The organism is Microbacterium sp. NPDC057659 (assembly GCF_042799915.1).
Classification (GTDB): domain Bacteria; phylum Actinomycetota; class Actinomycetes; order Actinomycetales; family Microbacteriaceae; genus Microbacterium.
Genome location: NZ_JBHVHU010000002.1, coordinates 19393 through 42674, shown reverse-complemented (window position 1 = coordinate 42674; position 23282 = coordinate 19393). Strand labels below are relative to the sequence as shown.

Genomic DNA, 23282 nt, shown 5'->3' with positions numbered 1-23282 from the left:
GTGAGGTGCGAGCGGTGCATCACCCATTCCGTTCCTCGCGTTCGGCGGCGAGCTCCTCGCGCAGGTCGGCGTTCTCGTCCTCGAGGGCGAGGATGCGCCCGATGCCGGTGATGTTCATGCCCTCGTCACGCAGCCGGCCGGCGCGGCGCAGACGGGCGATGTCGTCGTCGCTGTACCGGCGGGTGCCGCCGTCGCTGCGGAAGGGCTCGAGGAGGCCCTTCTGCTCGAACAGGCGAAGAGTGGCCTCCGGCATGTCGACGAGCTGTGCGGCGACTGCGATGCCGTACAGCGGGGTGCGGGAGGTGCGTTCTGCCATCTCTGAAATTTCCCTGGGTGCCGGTTGCGAATGTTGTCGAGTTGATCTATAACAAATCTACATCCAGAAGTGCAGATTATCTGCACCATACATCACCAGCCCACATGGGCCGCAAGAGAGGAGAAATCATGGGAATGACCTTCGATCCGATCAGCCAGCTCGATCGCTTCGCCGCGAGCGTGCTCGACACGGCGCGCACACCCCGGTTCATGCCGGTGGATCTCTTCCGTGACGGCGACCGATACGTGCTCCATGCGGATCTGCCCGGCATCGACCCCGGGTCCATCGATGTCGATGTCGATGGCTCCCAGTTGTCGATCCGTGCGCAGCGCACCTCCGACAGCGGTGAGGGAGTGCGCTGGATCTCCCGCGAGCGCACGGGTGGATCGTTCCTCCGGCAGTTCACGCTCGGCGATGGCGTCGATGTCGACGGGATCAGCGCCTCCTACGAGACAGGGGTCCTGTCGATCATCATTCCGGTGAGCGATCGCGCGAAGCCGAGGAAGATCGCCGTCGAGCAGACGGACCGCCGCCAGGAGATCGAAGCCTGACGAAGGGCGGTGGGGCGCGCCGGCGCGCCCCACCGCTCGCCATCCGAACACCCATCAAGGAAGGACCACACGATGAACACCCTCACCCCCGCACTCGATCGCTTCCTGACGACGATGGAGTTCCCCGCGATGAAGGATGACCTCATCCGCGAGGGGATCCGTGCCGGACTCGCGGCCGAAGACAGGGCGCGGCTCGGCCGACTCCCCGAACAGCGCTACGACGGACGCCTCCTGGTGCGCGCGGCGCTGGCCCCACGAGTCGACGAGGCCGCAGAACCCGTCGCCGCCTGACGGACTGCGGGGGCGGACTCGTCATCCGCCCCCGCAGCCGGCACCCATTGCCGTGCGCCCGGCCGCTCATCGCCTCCTCAGTGCATGACCTCCGGATCCGCGTCGCCCATGTGACCGGGCAGCGCGCTGGAGAGCACGCGGGCGACGAAAGCCGAGTACTCCGACATGTAGTGCGCGAGGAACTGCGCGGTGCTCTCGTCCGAGACCGTGCCGTCGGCGCCGTAGATCTCCGGGTTGAAGTGGATGTACGCCTCCGGCGCGTTCAGCTGCGGGGCGTCGAGGAAGCTCAGCACGCCGCGCATCGACGACTGCATGACCGCGGTGCCGATCGAACCGGCCGAGGCGCCGATGATGCCGACGGGCTTGCGGGCGAAGGAGTTCTGCCCCCACGGGCGGGACCCGACGTCGATCGCGTTCTTCAGCGCCCCCGGGATGGAGCGGTTGTACTCCGGCGAGATGAACAGCAGCCCGTCGGCGCTCGCCAGCGCGTCCTTGAACGCCGTGACCGCAGGCGTCGGGCTGTACTCGTCGTCGCGGTTGTACATCGGCAGATCGCGGATCGGGATCTCGACCATGTCGAGATCGTCCGGCGCGAGCTTCACCAGCGCCTGAGACAGGACGCGGTTGATCGAGTCGCTCGCGAGGCTTCCGATGAGGTATCCGATGCGGTAGGACATGGGCTGCTCCGTTCTCACTGGGCTTCCAGGTCTACTCCCGACGCCCGGCCGCGGCAATACGATCGAGGCATGATCGGCACGCTCGGAATCCTCGGTGCCGGGCGGGTCGGTCTGGTGCTCGCGCGGCTCGCTTCGGATGCCGGCATCCGCGTGCTTCTGGCCGGGTCGGGCGATCCCGCACTGATCCGATCCTCCGCCCACGGCGTGGGAGTTGTGCCGCTCACCGCGCGCGAGGTCGCCGAGCAGGCGGATGCGGTGATCCTCGCGCTTCCGCTCGGCAAGTACCGCACGATCCCGGCGGATGCTCTGCGCGGAAAGCTCGTGATCGACGCGATGAACTACTGGTGGGGATCGGACGGCATCCGTCCCGAGTTCGATGACCTTCGCACCACGACAAGCGAGACCGTGCAGGCGTATCTCCCGGATGCTCGGGTGGTGAAGGCCTTGAGCCACATGGGCTATCACGACCTGGAGGACGACGCCCGGGCATCCGGTTCTGCCGATCGCAAGGCGATCGCGATCGCCGGCGACGATCCCGCCGACCTCGAGACGGTCGCGCAGCTGGTCGACGCACTCGGCTTCGACCCGGTCGTGGCGGGGCCGCTGAGCGCGGGGATCATGCTCGAGCCCGGCGCCGAGGCGTTCGGAGCCGACGTCGACGCCGCGGAGCTGCGCGCGATGCTCGAGCGCTTTCCGACATCCCAGCGCGGTATCCGCGTCGCCCGCGTCCGCGCCGACGGCTGACGGTCCGCGTCAGACCATCAGGCGGTAGCCCATCCCCTGCTCGGTGAGCAGGTGCACGGGATTCGACGGATCGGCCTCGAGCTTGCGGCGCAGCTGCGACATGTACAGCCGCAGGTAGCCGGTGTCGGCGACCTGCTCGGTGCCCCACAACTCGCGCAGCAGCTCCTGCCGCGTCACGAGGGCACCGGGATGCCGGGACAGATGCTCCAGCATCCGCCACTCCGTCGGCGTCAGGTGCACGTGTGCGCCGGCGCGGGTCACCGACTTCGCGACCAGGTCGACGACGACGTCGCCGAAGGCGACCGTGGACTCCCCGGATGCCGGAGCGGCGCGACGCGACAGCGCGCGCAGGCGTGCCAGCAGCTCGTCGATCTGGAACGGCTTGGTGACGTAGTCGTCGGCCCCGGCGTCGAGCGCATCGACCTTGTCGGCCGACCCGGTGCGCCCGGAGACCACGAGGATCGGCACGTTCGACCAGCCGCGCAGCGCATGGATCACCTCGACCCCGTCGAGGTGCGGCATGCCCAGATCGAGCAGCACGATGTCGGGATGCGCCTGCGCGGCGAGCTGGATCGCGGCGGCACCGTCGGGTGCGGCGACGACGTCGTAGCCGTGCGCGGCGAGCGTGATGCGCAGGGCACGCACCAGCTGCGGGTCGTCGTCGGCGATGAGCAGCTTCATGAGGATGCCTCCGGCCCTTCGTCTCTCGCGGTTCCTGAGCGCCCTTCGTCTCCCGCGGGTCCTGAGCGAGCGGAGCGAGACGAAGGGCGCTCAGGATCCATGGCCACGGGCAGCGCGATCACCATCGTGAGCCCTCCTCCGGGGGTGTCCTCGGGGGTCAGGCTACCGCCCATGCCGTCCGTGAATCCGCGCGACAGCGCCAGGCCGAGGCCGAGGCCGATCGTGTTGTCGCTGTCGCCCTCGCGCTGGAACGGGGCGAACATGGTCTGCTGACGGTCGGCCGGCACGCCGACGCCGCGGTCGACGACGCGGATCTCGGCCGTCGCGCCCAGGCGGCTCGTGGTCACGAGCACCCGTTCGCCCGCCGGGGAGTGCCGGTTCGCATTGGCCAGCACATTCACGAGCACGCGCTGCAGCAGCACGGCGTCGGCCTGCAGCGGCGGGAGGTCGGGGTCCAGGCCGAGCTCCACCTCGTCGGGGCCGAGGCCCAGTTCGTCGAGGGCAGCGAGCACGGCTCCGGCCCCGTCGACCGGAGCCAGCGAGACGGCGAGCACCCCGGCCTCCACCCGGCTCACGTCGAGCAGGTCGGTGACGAGCTTCGAAAGGGTTCCGAGGCTCTCGTCGGCGGTCTCGAGCAGAGCCGAGCGGTCGGCGGGGGACAGGATACCGGCCGTCCCGGTCGACGATCGGCCGACGGCATCCGCCTGCCGCAGCCCGCCGACGGCTGCCATCGCGGCGGCGAGCGGTCGGCGCAGGTCGTGGCTGATCGCCGAGAGCAGTGCGCTGCGCACCCGGTCCGTTTCGGTGAGCACGTCGGCGCGGCGTGCCGTCGCGGCGAGGTCGGCGTGCTCGATCGCCGCCGAGAGCTGCGCCACGATCGCGTCCAGCAGCCTGCGCGCCGGGGCGTCCAGCGCGGACCCGTACAGCTCGAGTGTCGCGCGGTCGCCGACGCGCACGATCTCGGGGGCGGCGTCCGGGACGGGCTCGCCGTCGGTCGCGATCACCGCGCCCTCGTTGTCGAGCAGCCGCACTCCGCTGAATCCGAACGCCTCCCTGGCGCGACTGACGAGGGCCAGCGGAGCGCTTTCGCCGCGCAGCACGTTGCCGGCGACGCCGGCGAGCAGCTCGGCCTCGGCGGATGCCCGCTGCGCGGCACGCGCCCGCCGCGCGGCCTGGTCCACCACGATGCTCACGAGCACCGCGATCACGACGTACAGCACGAGCGCGAGGGCGTGCAGCGGGTCGGCGATGGTGACCGTGAACAGCGGTTCGACGAAGAGGAAGTCCAGTGTCAGGCCTGAGAGCACTGCCGCGAACAGGGCAGGACGCAGCCCGCCCACCAGCGCGACCACGACCACGAGCAGCTGGTACGCCAGCACGTCCGAGGTGATCGATGCCGGCGAACGCAGCGTGAACAGCGTCCAGGACAGCAGCGGCCCGCCGACAAGTGCGATCGCCAGCCCGAGCAGCTGCCGCCGCCAGCCGAGCGCCCCGCCGGTGATGCGCGGAAGCCCGGGGTGGCCACCCGCGGCGGCATGGCTGACGATGTGCACGTCGATGTCGCCCGACCGGCGGATCACCTCCGCGCCGATGCCGGGTCCGGTCAGCGCCGCGGCGAGCCGGCCGCGGCGGCTCACGCCGATGACCAGCTGCGTGGCATCCGCCGACTGCGCGAACTCGACCAGCGTGCTCGGCACGTCGTCGCCGACGACCTGGTGATAGCTGCCGCCGAGGGAGACCACCAGGCGCTGCTGCGCGGCCAGGGCACCGGGCGCACCGCCGCGCAGGCCGTCCTGCGCGAGCACGTGCACAGCCATCAGCTCGCCGCCGGCGGTCCGGGCGGCGATCCGCGCACCGCGGCGCAGCAGGGTCTCGCCCTCCGGCCCGCCGGTGAGGGCGACGACCACGCGCTCCCTGGTCTGCCAGGCGCTGTCGATGCCGTGCTCGACGCGGTAGGTGCGCAGCGCCGAGTCGACCTCGTCGGCCAGCCACAGCAGCGCCAGCTCGCGCAGCGCCGTGAGGTTGCCGAGCCGGAAGTAGTTCGACAGCGCGGCATCCACCCGCTCGGCGGGATACACGTACCCGGCCGACAGCCGGTCACGCAGCGACTGCGGCGCGAGGTCGACCACCTCGACGTCGTCGGCGGCGCGCACCACCGCATCGGGCACGGTCTCCTGCTGGGCGACGCCGGTGATCTTCTCGACGACGCCGTTCAGCGACTCGATGTGCTGCACGTTGACCGTGGTGATCACGTCGATGCCGGCGTCCAGCATGGCCTCGACGTCCTGCCAGCGCTTCTCGTGCGGCGACCCCGGCGCATTCGTGTGCGCGAGCTCGTCGACCAGGGCGACCTGCGGTGCGCGGGTGAGTACGGCCTCGAGGTCGACCTCGTGCAGCTCCACCTCGCGGTGCTGCACGGTGCGCAGCGGCACCTGCTCGAGGCCGATCAGCTGCGCCGCCGTGGCGGTGCGGCCGTGCGTCTCGACGATGGCGACCACGACGTCCTGCCCCGAGGCGACCAGGCGGTGCCCCTCGGCGAGCATCTCGAACGTCTTGCCGACGCCGGGAGCGGCGCCGAGCAGCACGCGCAGTCGCCCTCGCGTCATCGGGATGCCCCGGATGCCGCGTCGAGGGCAAGATTCAGCTCCAGCACGTTCACCCGCTCCTCCCCGAGGAAGCCGAGGTCCGGCCCCTGGATGTGCGATTCGACGATCGCTCGCACGTCATCCTCGCGCATGTCGCGTGCCTCGGCCACCCGCCGCACCTGCAGCAGGGCGTACGCGGGACTGATCTGGGAGTCGAGTCCGGATGACGAGGCGGTCAGTGCATCGGCGGGGACCTGCGAGGGCGCTACGCCGTTGAATGCGGCGACCTCGGCGCGGCGCTGCTCGATCTGCTTCACCAGCTCGGGATTGGACGGCCCGAGGTTGCTGCCGCCGGAGGCCGTCGGATCGTAGCCGCCAGCGGACGGGCGAGGCTGGAAGTACTGCGGCAGGGGGTTCCCCTTCTCATCGCTGAAGGACTGCCCCAACAGCGAGCTGCCCACGGCCTTGCCGTTCTCGGTGATGACGGAGCCGTTCGACTGCCAGGGGAACGCGACCTGGCCGATGCCGGTCACGACGAGCGGGTACACGACGCCGAGCAGCAGCGTCATCACCAGGACGGCGCGAACAGCGACCCCGGTGCTGCGGAGGGTGGTGCGGAGGTTCGACATGGTCTGTCCTTTTCAGAAGCCGGGGATGAGGCTCACGACGAGGTCGATGAGCTTGATGCCGAGGAACGGCGCGATCACACCGCCGACGCCGTAGATCAGCAGGTTGCGCTGCAGCATCCGATCCGCGCTCGCCGGGCGGTATTTCACGCCGCGCAGGGCGAGCGGGATGAGGAACACGATCACGATCGCGTTGAAGACGATCGCGCTGAGAACAGCGGATGCCGGGGAGTGCAGCTGCATGATGTTCAACACGCCCAGCCCGGGGAAGGCGACCATGAACATGGCAGGGATGATCGCGAAGTACTTCGCGATGTCGTTGGCCAGCGAGAACGTGGTGAGCGCCCCGCGCGTGATCAGCAGCTGCTTGCCGATGCGCACGATGTCGATGAGCTTCGTCGGGTCGGAGTCGAGGTCGACCATGTTGCCGGCCTCCTTCGCCGCCGAGGTGCCGGTGTTCATCGCGACGCCGACATCGGCCTGCGCGAGTGCCGGCGCGTCGTTCGTGCCGTCACCGGTCATCGCGACCATCCGGCCGCCCTCCTGCTCACGACGGATCAGGGCGAGCTTGTCCTCGGGTGTCGCCTCGGCGAGGTAGTCGTCGACGCCGGCCTCCTTCGCGATCGCGGCTGCGGTCAGCGGGTTGTCGCCGGTGATCATGACGGTGCGGATGCCCATCGCGCGCAGCTCGTCGAACCGTTCGCGCAGGCCGTCCTTGACGATGTCCTTGAGGTGCACGACCCCGAGGATGCGGGCGGTGCCGTCCACTGCCACGGCCACCACGAGGGGCGTTCCGCCGGAGGCGGCGATCTCGTCGGCGAATCGGGTCGCCTCGTCGGCTGCGCCTCCGGCATCCGATCCCAGGGATTCGAGCCAGGCGCGGATGGCGGAGCCGGCGCCCTTGCGGATCATCGTCCCGTCGGGCAGATCGATGCCGCTCATCCGGGTCTGGGCGGTGAACGGCACCGCCACGGCTCCCTCGGGGGAGGAGACCCGGATGCCGCGCGCCGAGGCCAGCTCCACGATCGAGGCGCCCTCCGGCGTCGGGTCGGCGAGCGACGACAGCGCGGCGGCGCGCAGCAGCTCCGCGGCATCCGTTCCGGTGACGGGGCGCACGTCGTCGGCGCGGCGGTTGCCGTAGGTGATGGTGCCGGTCTTGTCGAGCAGCAGGGTCGACACGTCGCCGGCGGCTTCGACCGCACGGCCCGACATCGCGAGCACGTTGCGCTGCACCAGCCGGTCCATGCCGGCGATGCCGATCGCACTGAGAAGCGCGCCGATCGTCGTCGGGATCAGGCAGACCAGCAGGGCGATCAACACGGGGATGCCGACCGGTGACGCGACGTACCCGGCGAGCGGGTTCAGCGCCAGCACGACGAGCACGAACACGATCGACAGGCTCGCGAGGAGGATGTTCAGGGCGATCTCGTTGGGCGTGCGCTGCCGGTTCGCGCCCTCGACGAGGGCGATCATCCGGTCGACGAACGTCTCGCCGGGCTTTGAGGTGATCCGCACGACGATGCGGTCCGAGAGCACCCGAGTGCCGCCGGTGACGGCGCTGCGGTCGCCGCCGGACTCGCGGATGACGGGGGCGCTCTCACCCGTGATGGCCGACTCGTCGACCGTCGCGATGCCGGCCACGATGTCACCGTCGCCCGGGATCAGCTCGCCGGCCGTGACGATCACGATGTCGCCGAGTCGCAGGTCGGAGGAGGCGACCTCCTCGGTGACCGCGTCCAACGGATCGCCGGAAGCCACTCGCCGCGCCGTGGTCATCGTGCGGGTCTTCCGCAGGCTCGCGGCCTGCGCCTTGCCGCGGCCCTCGGCGACCGACTCGGCGAGGTTGGCGAACAGCACGGTCAACCACAGCCAGCCGGCGATCGCCCAGGTGAACCCGGCGGGGACGCCGGGATCGGACGTCCCGAGCAGGGGCTCGGCGATCGCGAGGACCGTCGTGAACGCGGCGCCCGCCCAGACCAGCAGGATCACGGGGTTGCGCAGCAGCCGCGCGGGGTTGAGCCGTCGCAGCGCGCCGGGCACGGCCGCGATCAGCTGCGCGGTGCCGAAGGCGCGCGGGCCTGTCGCGGATCCTGAGCGAGCGAAGCGAGACGAAGGGTGCTCAGGATCCGGGGTGGTGTCTGCCGGGGAGCTTTCGGTGAGGGTCATGATCAGACCAGTCCTTCTGCGAGGGGCCCGAGCGTGAGCACGGGGAAGTAGGTGAGTGCGGTGATGACGACGGCGACGGTCGTCAGCAGGCCGACGAACAGCGGCCGGTGCGTGGGCAGGGTGCCCGCTGTCTCGGGCACGTGGTGCTGCGAGGCCAGGGAACCGGCGAGCGCCAGCACGATCACGATCGGCACGAACCGGCCGAGCAGCATCGCGATGCCGAGGGCGGTGTTGAACCACGGTGTGTTCGCGGTCAGTCCGGCGAACGCGGAGCCGTTGTTGTTCGCCGCCGAGGTGAAGGCGTAGAGCACTTCGCTGAGTCCGTGCGTGCCCGGGTTGAGGATGCTGGTCCCCTCGACGTCGGCACGGATGGCGGGGATCGCGAAGCTCAGTGCCGTGCCGCCGAGCACGAGTGCCGGGACGACGAGGATGTACAGGCTGGCGAGGGTCATCTCGCGCGGGCCGATCCTCTTGCCGAGGTACTCGGGAGTGCGCCCGACGAGCAGGCCGCCGACGAACACCGCGATCACGGCGAGCACGAGCATGCCGTACAGCCCCGACCCGACGCCGCCGGGGGCGACCTCGCCGAGCATCATGTTCAGCATCGGCATCATGCCGCCCAGCGCCGTGTACGAGTCGTGCATCGAGTTCACGGCGCCGGTCGATGTCAGCGTCGAGGCGCTGCCGAACAGCGTGGAGCCGAGGGTGCCGAAGCGCTGCTCCTTGCCCTCCATCGCGGCGCCAGCCATCTGCGGGGCGGGACCCTGGCCGTTCGCCTCCAGCACCGAGAGGATGGTCAGCGAGGTGAGGAAGAGCACGCCCATGACCGCGACGATCGCGTAGCCCTGGCGGTCGTCGCCGACCATCCGGCCGAAGGCGCGCGGCAGGGCGAACGGGATCGCGAGGATCAGCAGGATCTCGAACAGGTTGGTCCACGGGGTCGGGTTCTCGAACGGGTGTGCGGAGTTGGCGTTGTAGAACCCGCCTCCGTTGGTGCCGAGCTCCTTGATGACCTCCTGCGAGGCGACAGGCCCGCCGGGGATCTGCTGGGTGCCGCCGACGAGGGTGTGCACCTCGGTGAAGCCGGACATGTTCTGCACGACGCCGCCGGCGATCAGGACGATCGCGCCGATCACGGCGATGGGCAGCAGCAGCCGGATGAGGCCGCGCGTCAGATCGACCCAGAAGTTGCCGATCGTGGCCGAGCCGCGTCGGGCGAAGCCGCGCACCAGGGCGATCGCCACGGCGATGCCGACCGCGGCCGATGTGAAGTTCTGCACGGCGAGGCCGGCCATCTGCACCAGGTGTCCCACGGTCTGCTCCGGGGTGTACGACTGCCAGTTGGTGTTGGCCAGGAAGGATGCTGCGGTGTTGAATGCGAGGCCCTCGGGCACCGGAGGAAGGCCGAGCGAGAGGGGCAAGAACTGCTGCATCCGCTGCAGCAGGTAGACCAGCAGCATGCCGGCCACCGAGAACAGCAGCAGGCCGCGCGCGTAGGAGCGCCAGGTCTGCTCTGATGCCGGGTCGACGCCGATCAGGCGGTAGAGACCGCGCTCGACGCGCAGATGCCGGGCGGCGGAGTAGACGTGCGCGATGTAGTCGCCCAGCGGGCGATACAGGAGCACGAGGACGGCCACCAGAGTGGCGGCCTGGAGCACGCCGAGCCAGACGTCCGCGGCGCTCATCAGAACTTCTCCGGGGCGATGAGGGCGACCAGCAGGTAGCCGACGGCGATAAGGCCGAGGACCACCGCGGCGAGGTCGAAGACGATCATGCCTGGTCCTCCCGGTTCAGCGCCTCAGGTGCGGCGGACGCCCGGGGGCGGGGGGACAGGCGTTCGAGCCCGGTCGCGACGAGCGACACCAGGACGAAGATCAGCGCGGTCAGCGCGAGGTAGATGAGATCGAGCACGTCACCGATCACACCGCTCTCACGGGGACAGCATCCGGATCCTCACGGAATCCCTACGGGCGTTCTCACGACCCATACGGGGTCCTCACAGGGCGGGAGCGCATGAGATTCTCGTGAGTCTCCGGGAACGAACTGAGACCCACGTGCAGCACGTGGGTCTCAGCGGGATCTCAGGGGTTCGCCGCGATCTCGGCTCAGCCCTGCGCGTCGTTGTCCGGCGGCCCGGCATCCCGATGCGCGCGCCGTCCGGCGGCCTGCGTGACAGGGCGGCCGGCGCGCTCCTGGCCGGGAACCGGGCGGGAGCGGCGGCCGTAGATCAGCTCGGACGAGTCGAGCAGCCACGGCACCAGCGTGATCGTCACGCCGTGGATCAGCATCAGCTGGTTCGCCATGCGGCGGGCGCGACGGTTGTGCAGCACGCTCTCCCACCAGTGCCCGACGATGTACTGCGGCAGATACACGGTGATCACCGACGGACCATGCTTCTCGCGGTACTTCTTGATGTACGCCTCGACCGGCTGCGCGTAGGTGCGGTACGGCGACTCCACGATGACCAGCGGAACAGGGATGCGGTGCTCGATCCAGTCCTTCTGCAGCTGCTCTCCGTCGTGCGCGTCGGTCGCGACGTGCAGTGCCACGGTCTTCTTGTGCCGGGCGGCCATCGCGTAGTCTACGGCCTTGATCACCGGCTTCTGCAGGCGGTTGACCAGCACGATCGCGACATCGCCCTCGGAGCCGAAATGCGTGGTGTCGTCGATCGCGATCTCGTGCTCGACATCGCGGTAGTACCGCTTCACGCCGACCATCAGCAGGGCCAGCAGCGGGATCGCGAGGAACACCAGCCAGGCACCGTGCGTGAACTTGGTGATGGTGACGATCACGAGCACCGAGACGGTCATGATCGCGCCGACCAGGTTCACGCCCATGCTCACGAAGATGTCCCGTGGAACGGCCTCGTCCCGTCCTCGGTGCTCGCGGATCAGGCTGCGCCAGTGCTTCACCATGCCGATCTGGCCCAGCGAGAACGACACGAACACGCCGATGATGTACAGCTGGATGAGGTTGGTCAGGTTCGCCTGGAACACCACCAGCACGCCCACCGCGGCGATGCCGAGCAGGATCATGCCGTTCGAGAACACCAGGCGGTCGCCGCGGGTGTTCAGCGCCTTGGGCGCATAGCCCTCGCGGGCCAGCACCGAGCCCAGCAGCGGGAAGCCGTTGAACGCGGTGTTCGCGGCCAGCAGCAGCACGCAAGCGGTCGCCGCCTGGATGATGAAGAACATGATGCTGCCAGGGCCGAAGGTCGCCGCGGCGACCTGCGCCATCAGGCTGGGCTGAGGGTTCGAGCAGTCGAACCCGATCAGGTCGCAGGCGTTCTCGGCGTACTGCACACCCGAGATCAGCGCCAGCGCGGTGAGCCCCGCGAACAGGCAGGCGGCGATCGAGCCCATCATCGCGAGCGTGGTCTGCGCGTTGCGGATCTTCGGGATGCGGAACGCCGGCACGCCGTTCGACACGGCCTCCACACCCGTCAGGGCGGAGCATCCGCTGGAGAATGCGCGCAGCAGCAGCAGCACCATCGCCGCCTGACCGAGGCTGTCGGCGTGGACGGTGTAGGCGGCGCTCGCCGCGACCGGCGCATCGCCGAAGGCGGTGCGCGCCAGGCCCGCGACGATCATCACGAGCACAGAGCCGATGAAGATGTAGGTGGGGATCGCGAAGACGGCGGATGCCTCGCGCACGCCCCTGAGGTTCACGATGACGATCAGGATGACGAAGCCGACCGCGAGCTCGACGCGCGCGGGGTTGAGGCCGGGAACCGCGGAGATGATGTTGTCGACGCCGGAGGCGATCGACACCGAGACGGTGAGCACGTAGTCGACCAGCAGCGCCGCCGCGACGATCACCGATGGGATCTCGCCGAGATTCTTCTGCGTCACCTCGAAGTCGCCGCCGCCGGAGGGGTAGGCCTTGATGATCTGCCGGTAGCTGAGCACGACCACGATCAGCAGCAGCACGACGGCCGCGGCGATCCAGGGGCTCAGCGTCAGGAACGCCGTGCCGCCGATCAGCATGATCATCAGCATCTCCTGCGGTCCGTAGGCCACGGAGCTGAGCGCATCGGATGCGAAGATCGGCAGCGCCATGCGCTTCGGCAGGAGCTGTTCATTGGCCGCTTCAGAGGTGAGCGGTTCCCCCAGCAGCAGCCGCTTGGCGGTCTGCTCTACCGGGCGTTCTTCGTTTGCCACGAACGGCGACACTACGCCTGCGCGGGTCGCCGTGCAATCCGGCTGTCTGAGTGCCGCGAAATAGACTCGACAGCATGGGGGATCAGATCATGCTCGGCGTGCTCGCTATCGCGATCGGCGTGGGCATCGGGTTCCTGCTGTTCGTGCCCTTCGTCGCCGTCAGCTACCGGCGGCGGGGCCGACTCTCCGCCGGTCGACTGCTGCTCTGGCTCGCGGCGCTGATCTACTTCTGGGCCATCTGGACCTACACCCTGCTGCCGCTGCCCGACCCCGACACGATCCGCTGCGTGGGCGCGATCACCGATCCGATGTCGGTGGTCCGCGACATCCGGAAGGCGATCGCCGCGCCGGGACGCACGATCACGAACCCGGCGATCCTGCAGCTGGTGTTCAACGTGCTGCTGTTCGTGCCGCTCGGATTCTTCGTGCGGGTCATCGGCGGCCGCGGCATCCTCGTCGCGCTGTTCATCGGATTCGGCCTCTCGCTGTTCATCGAGACCACGCAGCTGACCGGCGTGTGGGGGCTGTACCCCTGCGCCTATCGCTTCTTCGACGTCGGCGACCTGATGACCAACACCACCGGCGCCGTGCTCGGCTCGATCGCCGGGCTGATCGTGCCGCGCGCGTACAGAGGCATGACGCCGGCCGCGGATGCCGGGATGCCGCGACCCGTCACCCGCGGACGCCGCGCCCTGGCGATGCTGTGCGACGCCCTCGGATTCTGGTTCGTGTCCGTGGGTGCCGGGATCGGCACGCAGCTGTTCGTCGGATACGTGCTGCACGACCGGCAGACGATGGCCGAGGGAGAGCTCGCCGGCTTCATCGGCACGGCCACGGCGGCGGTGCTGTGGCTGATCGTGATCCTGGCGACGGGCCAGTCGGTCGGCGACTTCGCCGTGCAGCTCCGCTACGGCGGCAGCCGGATTCCGCAGCCGCTGCCCCGGCTGCTGCGCTGGGCCGGTGGCATCGCGGGGCTGTCGGCGATCGGGCTGCTCGGCGGGTTCTTCGACGTGGTGTCGTCCGCGGCGATCTTGGTCGCCGCGGTGATGCTGTTCTTCACCCGTGACGGCCGCGGTCTGCCCGGCATCCTCTCCGGTCAGCAGCTGCGCGACGCCCGCGAGCCTCGGCGCTGACCGGACGTCAGGACGCCTCGGCGCGGCCGGTCCGCCAGTAGCCCATGAACGCGACCGAGCGGCGGTCGATGCCGAGATCGCGCACGAGGTGCCGGCGCAGCGACGTGATCGTGCCCGCCTCGCCGGCGAGCCACGCGTACTCGGTGCCCGATGCCGCTTCGGGGACCTCCCAGAGGATGTCGTCGGACTCCTCCTCCTCGGTCGTTTCGTCTCCCGCGGGGCCAGAGCGCCCTTCAGCCAGCGCGGGCGCTGTGCGCCGCTCGCCCCAGGCGTGCACCGCGGCGGTCAGCCGCTCGCCGTGCGGGGCGCTGTCGCGGCCGAGCCAGGTCACCCGCACGGCGGCGGGCGCTTCCAGCTCCAGGGCATCCGCCGCCGTCGGCACCTCGACGAAGACCTCGCCGCGCGCGTCCGCGGGAAGGGACTGCACGATCGCGCAGATCGCGGGAGCCGCAGTCTCGTCGCCGGCGATCAGCACGGTGCCGGCGTCGCCGGGCTTCCACTCCAGCCCGCCGCGCTCCGCGGCGCGGGCGTCCGGTCCGACCACCTGCAGAGCGTCGCCCTCGGCCGCGCCGCTCGCCCAGGCGGATGCCGGGCCGTCGACTCCATGCAGCACGAAGTCCACGTCGATCTCGCGTGCCTCGGGCCGGGCCGCGCGCACGGTGTAGGTGCGGATCGGATTGCGCTTCTCATCAGGCAGTAGCCGCCAGCGCTTGTACCAGTCCCCGTTGAACCCCTCATCGAACTGGCCGACGTCGGTGATCGATCCGTCGGCGAGCGGAAGGATCAGCTTGATGCGTTGATCGAGACCGTCGGTGGCGAAGTGCACCAGGTCGTCTCCGGTCAGCGTGATGCGCGTGAAGTTCGGGGACAGCGCGGTGACACGGCTGACGGTCGTGGAATAAGTCCGGTAGGCGGGGTGGCTCACTCTTCCATCATAGGTTAGGCTTCCCTAACGTGAAGGTTCACGAGAATTCCCGAGGGCCGCTCGCCGACGAACTGCGCGGCGACGACCTGGTGCTGAGCTACGGCCGCACCGAGGTCGTGCACGGCGTCTCCCTTCACCTCGAACCCGGACTGGTCACCGCCCTGGTCGGCCCGAACGGCAGCGGCAAGTCGACGGCGCTGCGCGCCCTCGCCCGCCTGCACGACATCGACTCGGGCACGGTCCGCGTCGGCACGAGCACCGGCACCGAGACGGATGCCCGTGACGCGGCCTCCCTCTCCGCCAAGGAGTTCGCCCGCACCGTCGCGATGCTGTCGCAGTCGCGGCCGCACCCCTCCGGACTCGAGGTGCGCGACGTGGTCGCCTACGGCCGGCATCCGCACCGCAGCCGGTTCTCCGGCTTCGCCGACGCCGACCGTGAGGCCATCGGCCGTGCGCTGGAGCTGACCGGACTCGCCGAGATGGCCGACCGTCCCGTCGACGAGCTCTCCGGCGGCGAACTGCAGCGCGTGTGGCTCGCCACCTCGCTGGCGCAGAGCACCGGCATCCTGCTCCTGGACGAGCCGACCAACCACCTCGACCTGCGCTACCAGATCGAGACCCTCGACCTGGTGCGCGACCTCGCCGACCACGGCACCGCGCTCGGAGTCGTGCTGCACGATCTCGACCACGCGGCATCGGTCGCCGACCGCGTCGTGCTGCTGCACAAGGGGCGCGTGCACGCGGCCGGCCACCCGGCCGACGTGCTCACCGGCGAGAACCTCACCGAGGTGTACGGCCTGCGCATCGACACCGTTCTCGACGCAGACACCGGCCGGGTGCGCGTGATCCCGCGCGGACGACATCACGAGCGCGCGGCATCTGCGCCGCCGCCCAGCATCCACGCCCCCGCCTGACGACACCGCTGCGGAGGGCCCCGACGACACGAAGGGGCCCGACGCATCATGCCCGCCCGACTCCCGACCCGAACTGCACCGCCCAGCAAAGGAACCCGAATGAAGAAGCCCCTCGCCGCCCTCGCCGTCCTCGGTGCCCTGACGATGGCACTCGCCGGATGCGGCACCACGTCCGTGGACGAGCCCACCTCTTCGAAGGCGCCCGCCGCGGCGAGTGACCAGTGCAAGGACGTGAAGACCTCGACCGATCCGGTCGAGCTGACCGACGCATTCGGTCGCACCGTCAAGCTCGACAAGCCCGCTGAGCGCGTCGCTGTGCTCGAGTGGCAGCAGGTGGAGGACGCGCTGACCCTGTGCGTCACCCCCGTCGCCGTGGCGGACGCCGCCGGTTACCGCACCTGGGACACCGCAGAGAAGCTCCCCGAGGACGTCAAGGACGTCGGCACCCGCCAGGAGCCGAACCTCGATGCGATCTTCGCCACCAAGCCCGACCTCGTCATCGTCGAGGCGTACACCCGCGACGACGCGATCATCGGCCAGCTCGAGAAGTACGGGGTGCCGGTGCTCGCCACCATCGGCGCCGACGCCAAGGACCCGATCAAGCAGATGCTGGCGACCTTCGACCTCATCGCCAAGGCCACCGGCCGCGCGGACCGCGCCGAGGAGGTCACCGCTGAGTTCGAGAAGCACCTCGCGGATGCCACGGACGAGGTCGCCGCCGCGAAGCCGGCCAGCACCGACTTCGTCTACATCGACGGCTGGGTCGACGGCGGCAACGTCTCCCTCCGCCCCTTCGGCCAGGGCTCGCTCATCGGCGAGCTCGGCGAGGCCGTCGGCCTCACCAACGCCTGGACCGGCGACGTCGACCCTGCCTACGGCCTCGGCCAGACCGACATCGAGGGCATGACCACCATCGGCGACGCGAATCTGTTCTACACCGGCACCGCCGACCCCGACTCGGAGAGCTTCATCGACGCCGCCAAGAAGAACCCGGCGTGGGCGTCGATCCCGGCCGTCAAGGACGACCGGACGTTCGCGTTCCCGGCGGGGATCTGGACGTTCGGTGGCCCGCGTTCGGCGGAGCAGATCGTGGACGGCTTCGTCGCGGCGGTCAAGGCGGTCGGCTGATCGCGTTCCCCGGTCATTGAGCGAGCGGAGCGAGACGAAATGTCGGTGGGTCGGGTCGCGTGCGCTACGCGATGAACACATCCGGGGAGACATGCCCCCGCCCTCCGCTGGCGCTCCGGGCTCCCGCCAGACCCGATGCCAGCTCCCCGGATGTGTCCATCGCTCCGCTCGGAAGGTGAGAAGTAGTCGTGAACGCGAGTAGTGAGGTGCAGGAGGCCGTCGGCATCCCATCGAGGGATGCCGACGGCCCTGCCGCCGGTCGGCTGACTGCTCTTGGGGTGCTGGTCGCACTCGTGGTGGTGCTCGTGGGGGTCGCGGCGTGGCACCTGACGCAGGGGACGTCGGGGGCGGTGTGGCCGGAGCCGGATGTGCTGTGGGGATCGCGCGTGCCCCGGCTCGCGGCGGGCGTCGCCGTCGGGTTCGCACTCGGCGTCGCTGGTCTGATCATGCAGTCGCTGTCGCGCAACGCACTCGCATCGCCCGACACGCTCGGCGTCACAGGAGGGGCGTACTTCGCCGTGACTGCAGTGGCCGCGTTCGGCGTCTCGGTGCCGTTCTGGGCCTCGGGGGCGGTGGCGTTCGCCGGGGGGCTCGCCGCCGCCGCCCTCGTCCTCGGTCTCGCCGGGGGAGCGGGCACGTCGACCACGCGTCTGGTGCTCGCCGGTTCCGCGCTGGCGATGGCCTTCCAGGCCGGCACGGCCACCATGCTCATCCTGTTCTCCGAGCAGACCAAGGGCCTGCTCGCGTGGGGCAGCGGCAGCCTGTCGCAGCTCGGCCTCGAGTCCTTCCTGCGAGCCGCACCGGTCGTCATCATCGCCACCGTGCTCGCGCTCGTGATGTCGCGCCGTTTCGACGTGCTGGCGCTCGGCGACGACACGGCCTCGTCGCTGGGCGTGCCGATCCGCTCGACCCGGGCATCGGGCATCCTGCTCGCCGTGGTGCTCACGGCGACGGCCGTGACGCTCGCCGGTCCGATCGGCTTCATCGGCCTCTGTGCGCCGGTGCTCGCCCGTCTGCTCTCGCGTCTCGTGCCCGCGCTCGGCAAGCACGTGCTGCTGCTGCCCACGGCGGGTCTGATCGGTGCGATCGTCGTGATCGGCTCCGACGCGGTGCTTCGCCTGCTGATCGGCGCCGAGGGCGCGATCGCCGTGCCGACCGGCGTCGCCACCACCGTGCTCGGTGCGATCGTGCTGATCGTCATGGCCCGCAGGCTGCGCGACTCGGGCCCCACGCGCCAGCCGCCCAGCATCCGCTTCCGCACCCGCGGCGCCGTGCGCTACCGGATCACGCTGCTGGTCGGCATCGCGGTGCTCATCGTCGTCATCATCGGCGGCCTGCTGCTGGGCAGCACCTCACTGCTCACCGGCGACATCCTGCTCTGGCTGCAGGGAATCGCGCCGCCGCAGATCGGATTCGCGCTCGACGAGCGCGCCCCGCGCGTGATCGCCGCGGTTCTCGCCGGTGCCGCGCTCGCCGTGGCCGGAGGCATCACACAGGCCGTCAGTCGCAACCCGCTCGCCGAGCCCGGACTGCTCGGCATCACCGGCGGTGCGGGGCTGGGCGCGGTGCTCGTGATCACGAGCGCGACCGCCTCCACGTTCGGGATGCTGGCCGCAGCCGTCACCGGTGCGCTGTTGGCCTTCGCGCTGGTCTACCTGCTCGCCTGGAAGGGCGGACTGGGCGCCGATCGCTTCATCCTGATCGGTATCGGCGTCTGGTACGGAACCACCGCGCTCACCACGTTCGTACTGCTGCGCAGCAACCCATGGGACACCCCGAAGGTCTACACCTGGCTCTCCGGCACCACCTACGGGCGCATCTGGGAGCAGGTCATCCCGCTCGCGATCGTGCTGGTGATCGCCCTGCCGCTCGCGATGATGCGGCACCGCGAGTTGGACGTGCTCGCCCTCGACGAGGACACCCCTCGCCTGGTCGGCGTCCGCCTGGAACCGGTGCGGCTGGGGCTGCTGATCACCGCGGCCGTGCTCGCGGCGCTGAGCGTCGTCGCCGTCGGCGTGATCGGGTTCGTCGGCCTGGTCGCCCCGCACGCCGCCCGCGCCCTGGTCGGTGCGCGCAACGCGAGAGTGATTCCGGTCGCCGCTGTGCTGGGCGCCGTGCTCGTCGGCGTCGCCGATGCGATCGGCCGCACCGTGCTCGCCCCGGCACAGCTGCCCGCCGGGCTGGTCGTGGCGCTCATCGGCGCCCCGTACTTCGTCTGGCTGCTCTGGCGCTCGCGCGACGCGTAGCGGCACCGCATCTCCCGGGTCGGGCAATCGGCTGCATCTGCTGCCGTTTCGGTTCCGTTGCGCGACTCGATACGGGGCGGCGAATCATGCATGGGTACTTCTCCCCATGCCGCGGGTTCGGGAAACTCCCAGCTTTCGCATAGGGTTCTACGGGCGGCGAATGCCGCTGATCACGGTGCCGCGCAAGCGGATGAGGGGGAAGCCGCATGGCTGGAACAATGACGCGCGCCCGCGTCGGGATCGTCGCGATCCTGGCGGGCCTGGCGATCGCACTGGGTGCTGCCGCACCGGCGTCGGCCGACACGATGGACGACCTGATCAAGGTCGACGACGCGCTGACGACCGCGGCGAACACGTTCATCGACACGTACAGCGACCAGAACGCGTCCGTCGACGACGTCGTGGCTGCCACCGACACGTTCGAGACCGCTGCCAAGACAGCGGAGGGCGACTACAAGAGTATCGCCGACAGCGCGAGCGGGGAGTTCGCCGCCTACGCCAAGAAGTTCTCCGGCGAGGCAGGTGACATGGCCAAGGCCGCATCGGGCATCTCCGACGCTATCACTGCCGAGGACACCACGGCCCTGACGAAGGCCGAGACCGACTTCGACTCGGCGCTCCAGGCATACTCCTCCACCGCCGACGAGTACAACAAGTACCTGGAGACGGCTCCGGAGGCCCGGATGGCTGACCCGACCTTCGTGGTCTGGCTGATCGTCCTGATCGTCGCCGTCGTCTTCCTGATCCTGACCCTGATCTTCGCGCTGCTGACCCGCAAGCAGGAGGGCCTGCTGCCGGCCAAGGCGGACAAGAAGGGCAACATCCAGCAGTCGTCCCTGAAGAGACTGCGCTGGATGGTGGTGCTGTGGGCCGGTCTGTTCGTCGTCGGAGCCGCGATCCCGTTCTTCCAGGTGATGTTCGCCCAGGCCGATTCCAGCGGCAACTACACCTATCGCATCTTCTGGTACCCGCTGGCCGCCGGCGTGATCCTCTCGATCATCGGTCTGGTGCAGTACTTCGTCGCGGCAGGCAAGGTGCGCCGCGAGGGCTCGGCTGCGGCGTATGACCCCAACGACCCGTCAACCTTCGGCGCCGCGCAGGGCGCGGGCTTCTCGCCGGTCCCTCCGGCGGAGGGCTACCAGCCCGTGCCCCCGGGCTACGAGCCGCATGCCGCGCCGGTCCCGCCGGCTCCGACCCAGGCAGCGGATGCCGCGGCCCCGGCCGCTCCGGTCGCCGAGGCTCCCGCGGTTCCGGCCCCCGCTGCACCGGTCGCGGATGCTCCCGCAGCTCCGGCCCCGACTGCGGACACCGCAGCTCCCGCCGCCGCACCGGACTCGCCTGCCGCTCCCGCGAACTGACCGCACCAGAAAGCCGCCTCCCCGTCATCCGACGGGGAGGCGGCGTTCTGCGTCCGTGAGAATTCCCTGCCGGTACGAGACCGGGGCGCAGAGGTGTCGTCGTGCGGCATCGGCAACACCCAGCCGACTCTGAAGACGGATGCGTAACGTCGAAGCCATGAGCACGGCACCCGTCTCGGATGAGGCGATCGAAGAGGCCAAGCAGCTGCGCGACGAGTTCCAGCGATTCCTGCGCGAGTACGAGTTCGGCATGCGTGAGGTCGAGACGAAGATCTCGATCCTGCGCGACGAGTTCCTCTACAACCACGCCTACAACCCGATCGAGCACGTCAAGAGCCGGCTGAAGTCACCCGACAGCATCGTCGAGAAGGTGGCGCGCAAGGGCATCGACCCCGACTTCGACAGCATCCGCCGCGAGATCACCGACATCGCCGGCGTGCGCGTGACCTGCAGCTTCGTCAGCGACGTGTACCGGCTGTTCGACCTGTTCACCAAGCAGGACGACGTGACAGTCAAGGTCATCAAGGACTACATCGCCGACCCCAAGCCCAACGGCTATCGCAGCCTGCACGTGATCGCCGAGATCCCTGTGTTCCTCTCCACCGGCCCCGTGCCGGTGCCGGTCGAGGTGCAGTTCCGCACCATCGCGATGGACTTCTGGGCCAGCCTCGAGCACAAGATCCACTACAAGTTCGACGGCCGTGTGCCCGGCCACCTGGTGCAGAGCCTGACGGATGCCGCGGAGGCGGCCGGCGAACTGGACCAGCGGATGGAGCGGCTGCACCGCGAGGCGCACGAGATCAACCACCGCGTGCTCGAGGCCTGACCGGGTTCAGCCGAGGAACTCCCGGGCCGCGGCGACCATCGCGCCGACGCCGACCTCGATGGTCGGGTGCAGCACAGGCGCGAAGAACGGTGAGTGGTTGGTCGGGACGTCGCGCTCGATCGTGCCGTTCTGCGCGGCGGCTGCGAAGGTCGCCGGATCGATTCCGCCCCAGAACCAGAAGACGAGCGGCACGCCGGCATCCCGTGCGAACCAGGACACGTCCTCGCTGCCGGTGATCAGACCGGTGTCGACGACGGCCTGCTCTCCGAAGGCGGCCTGGAACGCCGCGGTCGCCCGCGCGGTCGCGGCGGCGTCGTTGATCGTCGCGGGCAGGCTGTGCAGGGTGGTGATCTCGGGGTCGCGCTCGGCGCCGGATGCCGCGGCCTCGGCGCGGATCACGCGCTCGACCCTCGCGAGCACCCGCTCGCGGGCCGCGTCGTCGGGGTAGCGCAGGCTGAGATCCAGCACGGCCTCGGCAGGGATGATGTTGTTCTTGGTGCCGGCGTGGATCGAGCCGACGGTGACGACAGCCGGCTCCGTCGGGTCGACCTCGCGCGAGACGACGGTCTGCAGACGCATGATGGTCGCCGCGGCCATCACGATCGGGTCGATCGTGGAGTCGGGGCGCGAGCCGTGTCCGCCGCGTCCGTGCAGCACCACGTGCAGGCCGTCGGATGCCGACATCTGCGGGCCGGGGCGGATGCCGATCGCACCCACGGGCAGCGGTCCGACGTGCTGCCCGAGCACCACGTCCGGGCGGGGGAAGCGGTCGAGGACGCCGTCGTCGAGCATCGCCCTGGCGCCCTGGCCGTACTCCTCGGCGGGTTGGATGATGACGACGAGGGTGCCGTGCCACCGGTCGCGGTCGGCGACGAGGCGCTCGACCGCGCCGATCATCGCCGTGACGTGCATGTCGTGCCCGCACGCGTGCATGAGCGGCACGGTCTCGCCGTCGGGGTCGACGCCGGTGGCGGTCGAGGCGTAGGGCAGACCGGTGTCCTCCTTGACGGGGAGCGCGTCCATGTCCGCGCGCACCCAGACGACGGGGCCCTCGGATCCTGAGTCCGACGAAGGGTTGCTCAGCACGCCGATCACGCCCGTGACGCCGATGTTCTCGTGCACCTCCAGGCCCAGGTCGCGCAGATGGCCGGCGGCGATGGCCGCGGTGCGCGTCTCCTGGAAGGACAGCTCAGGATGCTGGTGCAGATCGGTGTACAGCGCGTCGAGGTCGATCGTCATGACCTGAGCATAGGGCGCGTCAGTGCTTGTACGAGCCGAGCTCGGGCCCGGGGTTGAGCACTCCGTCGACGATGGAGCGGATGGCGAACTCGCTGGTCTCCCCGAGGTCGATCGTCTGGGGGTCGAGCAGCCACTGCAGCTGCAGGCCGTCCATCACGGCGAGGATGGACGCCGCAGCCATGTCGATGGCGGTCCGGTCGGTGACGCCCTCCTGCGCGCACAGCTCGAGGAAGGCGCCGTGCACGTCCCGGCGCAGCATCGCGTAGCGCTCCACGAAGTAGCGGCGGGCCGGATGCTCCTCGGTGACGGATTCCGCGGAGAGCACGGTGAACACCTGCACGATGCCAGGTCGCTGCGCGTTCAGGAACGCCGTCCGCACGAGGTGCAGGAACAGATCCGGGCCCCCGGGGATGTGCTTCTCGGCGAGGTCCTCGACGTCGGTGTGGTCGCGGTACTCGAGCACCTCGAGCAGGAGGTTCTCCTTCGAGCCGAAATGGTGCAGCACGCCGGCGTGGGTCATCCCGACCTGCTGGGCGATGTCGGCGAGCGTGCCGTTCGTCGATCCCTTCGCTCCGAAGGTCTCGACCGCGGCCTTCAGGATCTCGGTGCGCTTGCGCGCACGCTCCTCCTCGCGGCGGAGGCGGGTGGTCTCTTTCATCACGTTCCGGTCACACCTCCTCGTTCGACGTCGTCCTGCACTTGCGCGCTCAGCTTAC

The 23282-nt window shown here is 69.8% G+C and carries 22 protein-coding genes; 9 read left to right on the top strand and 13 right to left on the bottom strand.

What is annotated here, in order from left to right; genetic code table 11:
- Positions 1–19 precede the first annotated feature (19 nt).
- Positions 20–316: a MerR family transcriptional regulator gene (locus ACFVAE_RS08900; protein ID WP_378890702.1), complete on the bottom strand. Its 297-nt coding sequence runs from the start codon at positions 314–316 to the stop codon at positions 20–22.
- 128 nt (positions 317–444) lie between these two features.
- On the opposite strand from ACFVAE_RS08900, the gene ACFVAE_RS08895 reads away from it, so the two are divergent.
- Together ACFVAE_RS08895 and ACFVAE_RS08890 are read left to right on the top strand one after the other, a co-directional pair.
- Positions 445–867: an Hsp20/alpha crystallin family protein gene (locus ACFVAE_RS08895; protein ID WP_378893536.1), complete on the top strand. Its 423-nt coding sequence runs from the start codon at positions 445–447 to the stop codon at positions 865–867.
- Positions 868–939: 72 nt separating this feature from the next.
- A complete protein-coding gene (locus ACFVAE_RS08890; protein WP_378890700.1) occupies positions 940–1158 on the top strand; it encodes a hypothetical protein in 219 nt (72 codons plus the stop codon).
- Positions 1159–1235: 77 nt separating this feature from the next.
- Here the strand turns inward: ACFVAE_RS08890 and ACFVAE_RS08885 are convergent, their stop codons facing one another.
- On the bottom strand, positions 1236–1835 hold the full coding sequence (locus ACFVAE_RS08885) for an NADPH-dependent FMN reductase (RefSeq protein WP_378890697.1): 600 nt from the start codon (positions 1833–1835) through the stop codon (positions 1236–1238).
- Between the two features lie 69 nt (positions 1836–1904).
- On the opposite strand from ACFVAE_RS08885, the gene ACFVAE_RS08880 reads away from it, so the two are divergent.
- Positions 1905–2579 (top strand): NADPH-dependent F420 reductase, encoded by a 675-nt coding sequence (locus ACFVAE_RS08880; RefSeq protein ID WP_378890695.1) that lies wholly within the window; start codon positions 1905–1907, stop codon positions 2577–2579.
- Between the two features lie 9 nt (positions 2580–2588).
- Here ACFVAE_RS08880 and ACFVAE_RS08875 read toward each other — a convergent pair whose 3' ends face one another.
- From ACFVAE_RS08875 to ACFVAE_RS08840, 8 genes are all read right to left on the bottom strand, one after another.
- Positions 2589–3260, bottom strand: a complete 672-nt coding sequence (locus ACFVAE_RS08875; protein WP_378890693.1) for a response regulator — start codon at positions 3258–3260, stop codon at positions 2589–2591.
- Positions 3257–5866, bottom strand: coding sequence for a DUF4118 domain-containing protein (locus ACFVAE_RS08870; protein ID WP_378890690.1), 2610 nt, complete (start codon positions 5864–5866; stop codon positions 3257–3259). The genes ACFVAE_RS08875 and ACFVAE_RS08870 overlap by 4 nt, the downstream gene beginning before the upstream one ends.
- Positions 5863–6474, bottom strand: coding sequence for a potassium-transporting ATPase subunit KdpC (gene kdpC, locus ACFVAE_RS08865; RefSeq protein WP_378890687.1), 612 nt, complete (start codon positions 6472–6474; stop codon positions 5863–5865). The genes ACFVAE_RS08870 and kdpC overlap by 4 nt, the downstream gene beginning before the upstream one ends.
- Positions 6475–6486: 12 nt before the next feature.
- Positions 6487–8637: a potassium-transporting ATPase subunit KdpB gene (gene kdpB, locus ACFVAE_RS08860; protein WP_378890684.1), complete on the bottom strand. Its 2151-nt coding sequence runs from the start codon at positions 8635–8637 to the stop codon at positions 6487–6489.
- A 2-nt stretch (positions 8638–8639) separates the two neighbouring features.
- Positions 8640–10322 (bottom strand): potassium-transporting ATPase subunit KdpA, encoded by a 1683-nt coding sequence (kdpA, locus tag ACFVAE_RS08855; protein WP_378890681.1) that lies wholly within the window; start codon positions 10320–10322, stop codon positions 8640–8642.
- The gene (locus tag ACFVAE_RS08850; protein WP_378857995.1) at positions 10322–10411 is read right to left on the bottom strand and encodes a potassium-transporting ATPase subunit F; all 90 of its coding nucleotides are present in this window, start codon (positions 10409–10411) and stop codon (positions 10322–10324) included. Before ACFVAE_RS08850 ends, kdpA begins: the two co-directional genes overlap by 1 nt.
- The gene (locus tag ACFVAE_RS08845) at positions 10408–10548 is read right to left on the bottom strand and encodes a hypothetical protein (protein ID WP_378857996.1); all 141 of its coding nucleotides are present in this window, start codon (positions 10546–10548) and stop codon (positions 10408–10410) included. Before ACFVAE_RS08845 ends, ACFVAE_RS08850 begins: the two co-directional genes overlap by 4 nt.
- Before the next feature lie 194 nt (positions 10549–10742).
- The gene (locus ACFVAE_RS08840; protein WP_378893533.1) at positions 10743–12695 is read right to left on the bottom strand and encodes an APC family permease; all 1953 of its coding nucleotides are present in this window, start codon (positions 12693–12695) and stop codon (positions 10743–10745) included.
- A 176-nt stretch (positions 12696–12871) separates the two neighbouring features.
- Between ACFVAE_RS08840 and ACFVAE_RS08835 the strand changes: the two genes are divergently transcribed.
- Positions 12872–13930 carry a VanZ family protein gene (locus ACFVAE_RS08835; protein WP_378890678.1) on the top strand — a complete coding sequence of 353 codons (1059 nt, stop codon included), beginning with the start codon at positions 12872–12874 and terminating at the stop codon, positions 13928–13930.
- 7 nt (positions 13931–13937) lie between these two features.
- Here the strand turns inward: ACFVAE_RS08835 and ACFVAE_RS08830 are convergent, their stop codons facing one another.
- A complete protein-coding gene (locus tag ACFVAE_RS08830; RefSeq protein ID WP_378890675.1) occupies positions 13938–14855 on the bottom strand; it encodes a siderophore-interacting protein in 918 nt (305 codons plus the stop codon).
- Positions 14856–14884: 29 nt separating this feature from the next.
- Here ACFVAE_RS08830 and ACFVAE_RS08825 point away from each other — a divergent pair, with 29 nt between their 5' ends.
- From ACFVAE_RS08825 to ACFVAE_RS08805, 5 genes are all read left to right on the top strand, one after another.
- Positions 14885–15769, top strand: coding sequence for an ABC transporter ATP-binding protein (locus ACFVAE_RS08825; RefSeq protein ID WP_378890672.1), 885 nt, complete (start codon positions 14885–14887; stop codon positions 15767–15769).
- 99 nt (positions 15770–15868) lie between these two features.
- The gene (locus ACFVAE_RS08820; RefSeq protein ID WP_378890669.1) at positions 15869–16897 is read left to right on the top strand and encodes an ABC transporter substrate-binding protein; all 1029 of its coding nucleotides are present in this window, start codon (positions 15869–15871) and stop codon (positions 16895–16897) included.
- A gap of 188 nt (positions 16898–17085) precedes the next feature.
- Complete coding sequence (locus tag ACFVAE_RS08815) at positions 17086–19143, top strand: iron ABC transporter permease (protein ID WP_378890666.1); 2058 nt, start codon at positions 17086–17088, stop codon at positions 19141–19143.
- Between the two features lie 218 nt (positions 19144–19361).
- On the top strand, positions 19362–20501 hold the full coding sequence (locus ACFVAE_RS08810; RefSeq protein ID WP_378890663.1) for a hypothetical protein: 1140 nt from the start codon (positions 19362–19364) through the stop codon (positions 20499–20501).
- A gap of 157 nt (positions 20502–20658) precedes the next feature.
- Positions 20659–21327 carry a GTP pyrophosphokinase family protein gene (locus ACFVAE_RS08805; protein WP_378890660.1) on the top strand — a complete coding sequence of 223 codons (669 nt, stop codon included), beginning with the start codon at positions 20659–20661 and terminating at the stop codon, positions 21325–21327.
- A 6-nt stretch (positions 21328–21333) separates the two neighbouring features.
- Here the strand turns inward: ACFVAE_RS08805 and ACFVAE_RS08800 are convergent, their stop codons facing one another.
- Positions 21334–22566, bottom strand: coding sequence for an amidohydrolase (locus ACFVAE_RS08800; protein WP_378890657.1), 1233 nt, complete (start codon positions 22564–22566; stop codon positions 21334–21336).
- A gap of 19 nt (positions 22567–22585) precedes the next feature.
- Positions 22586–23224, bottom strand: a complete 639-nt coding sequence (locus ACFVAE_RS08795) for a TetR/AcrR family transcriptional regulator (protein WP_378890655.1) — start codon at positions 23222–23224, stop codon at positions 22586–22588.
- Positions 23225–23282 lie beyond the last annotated feature (58 nt).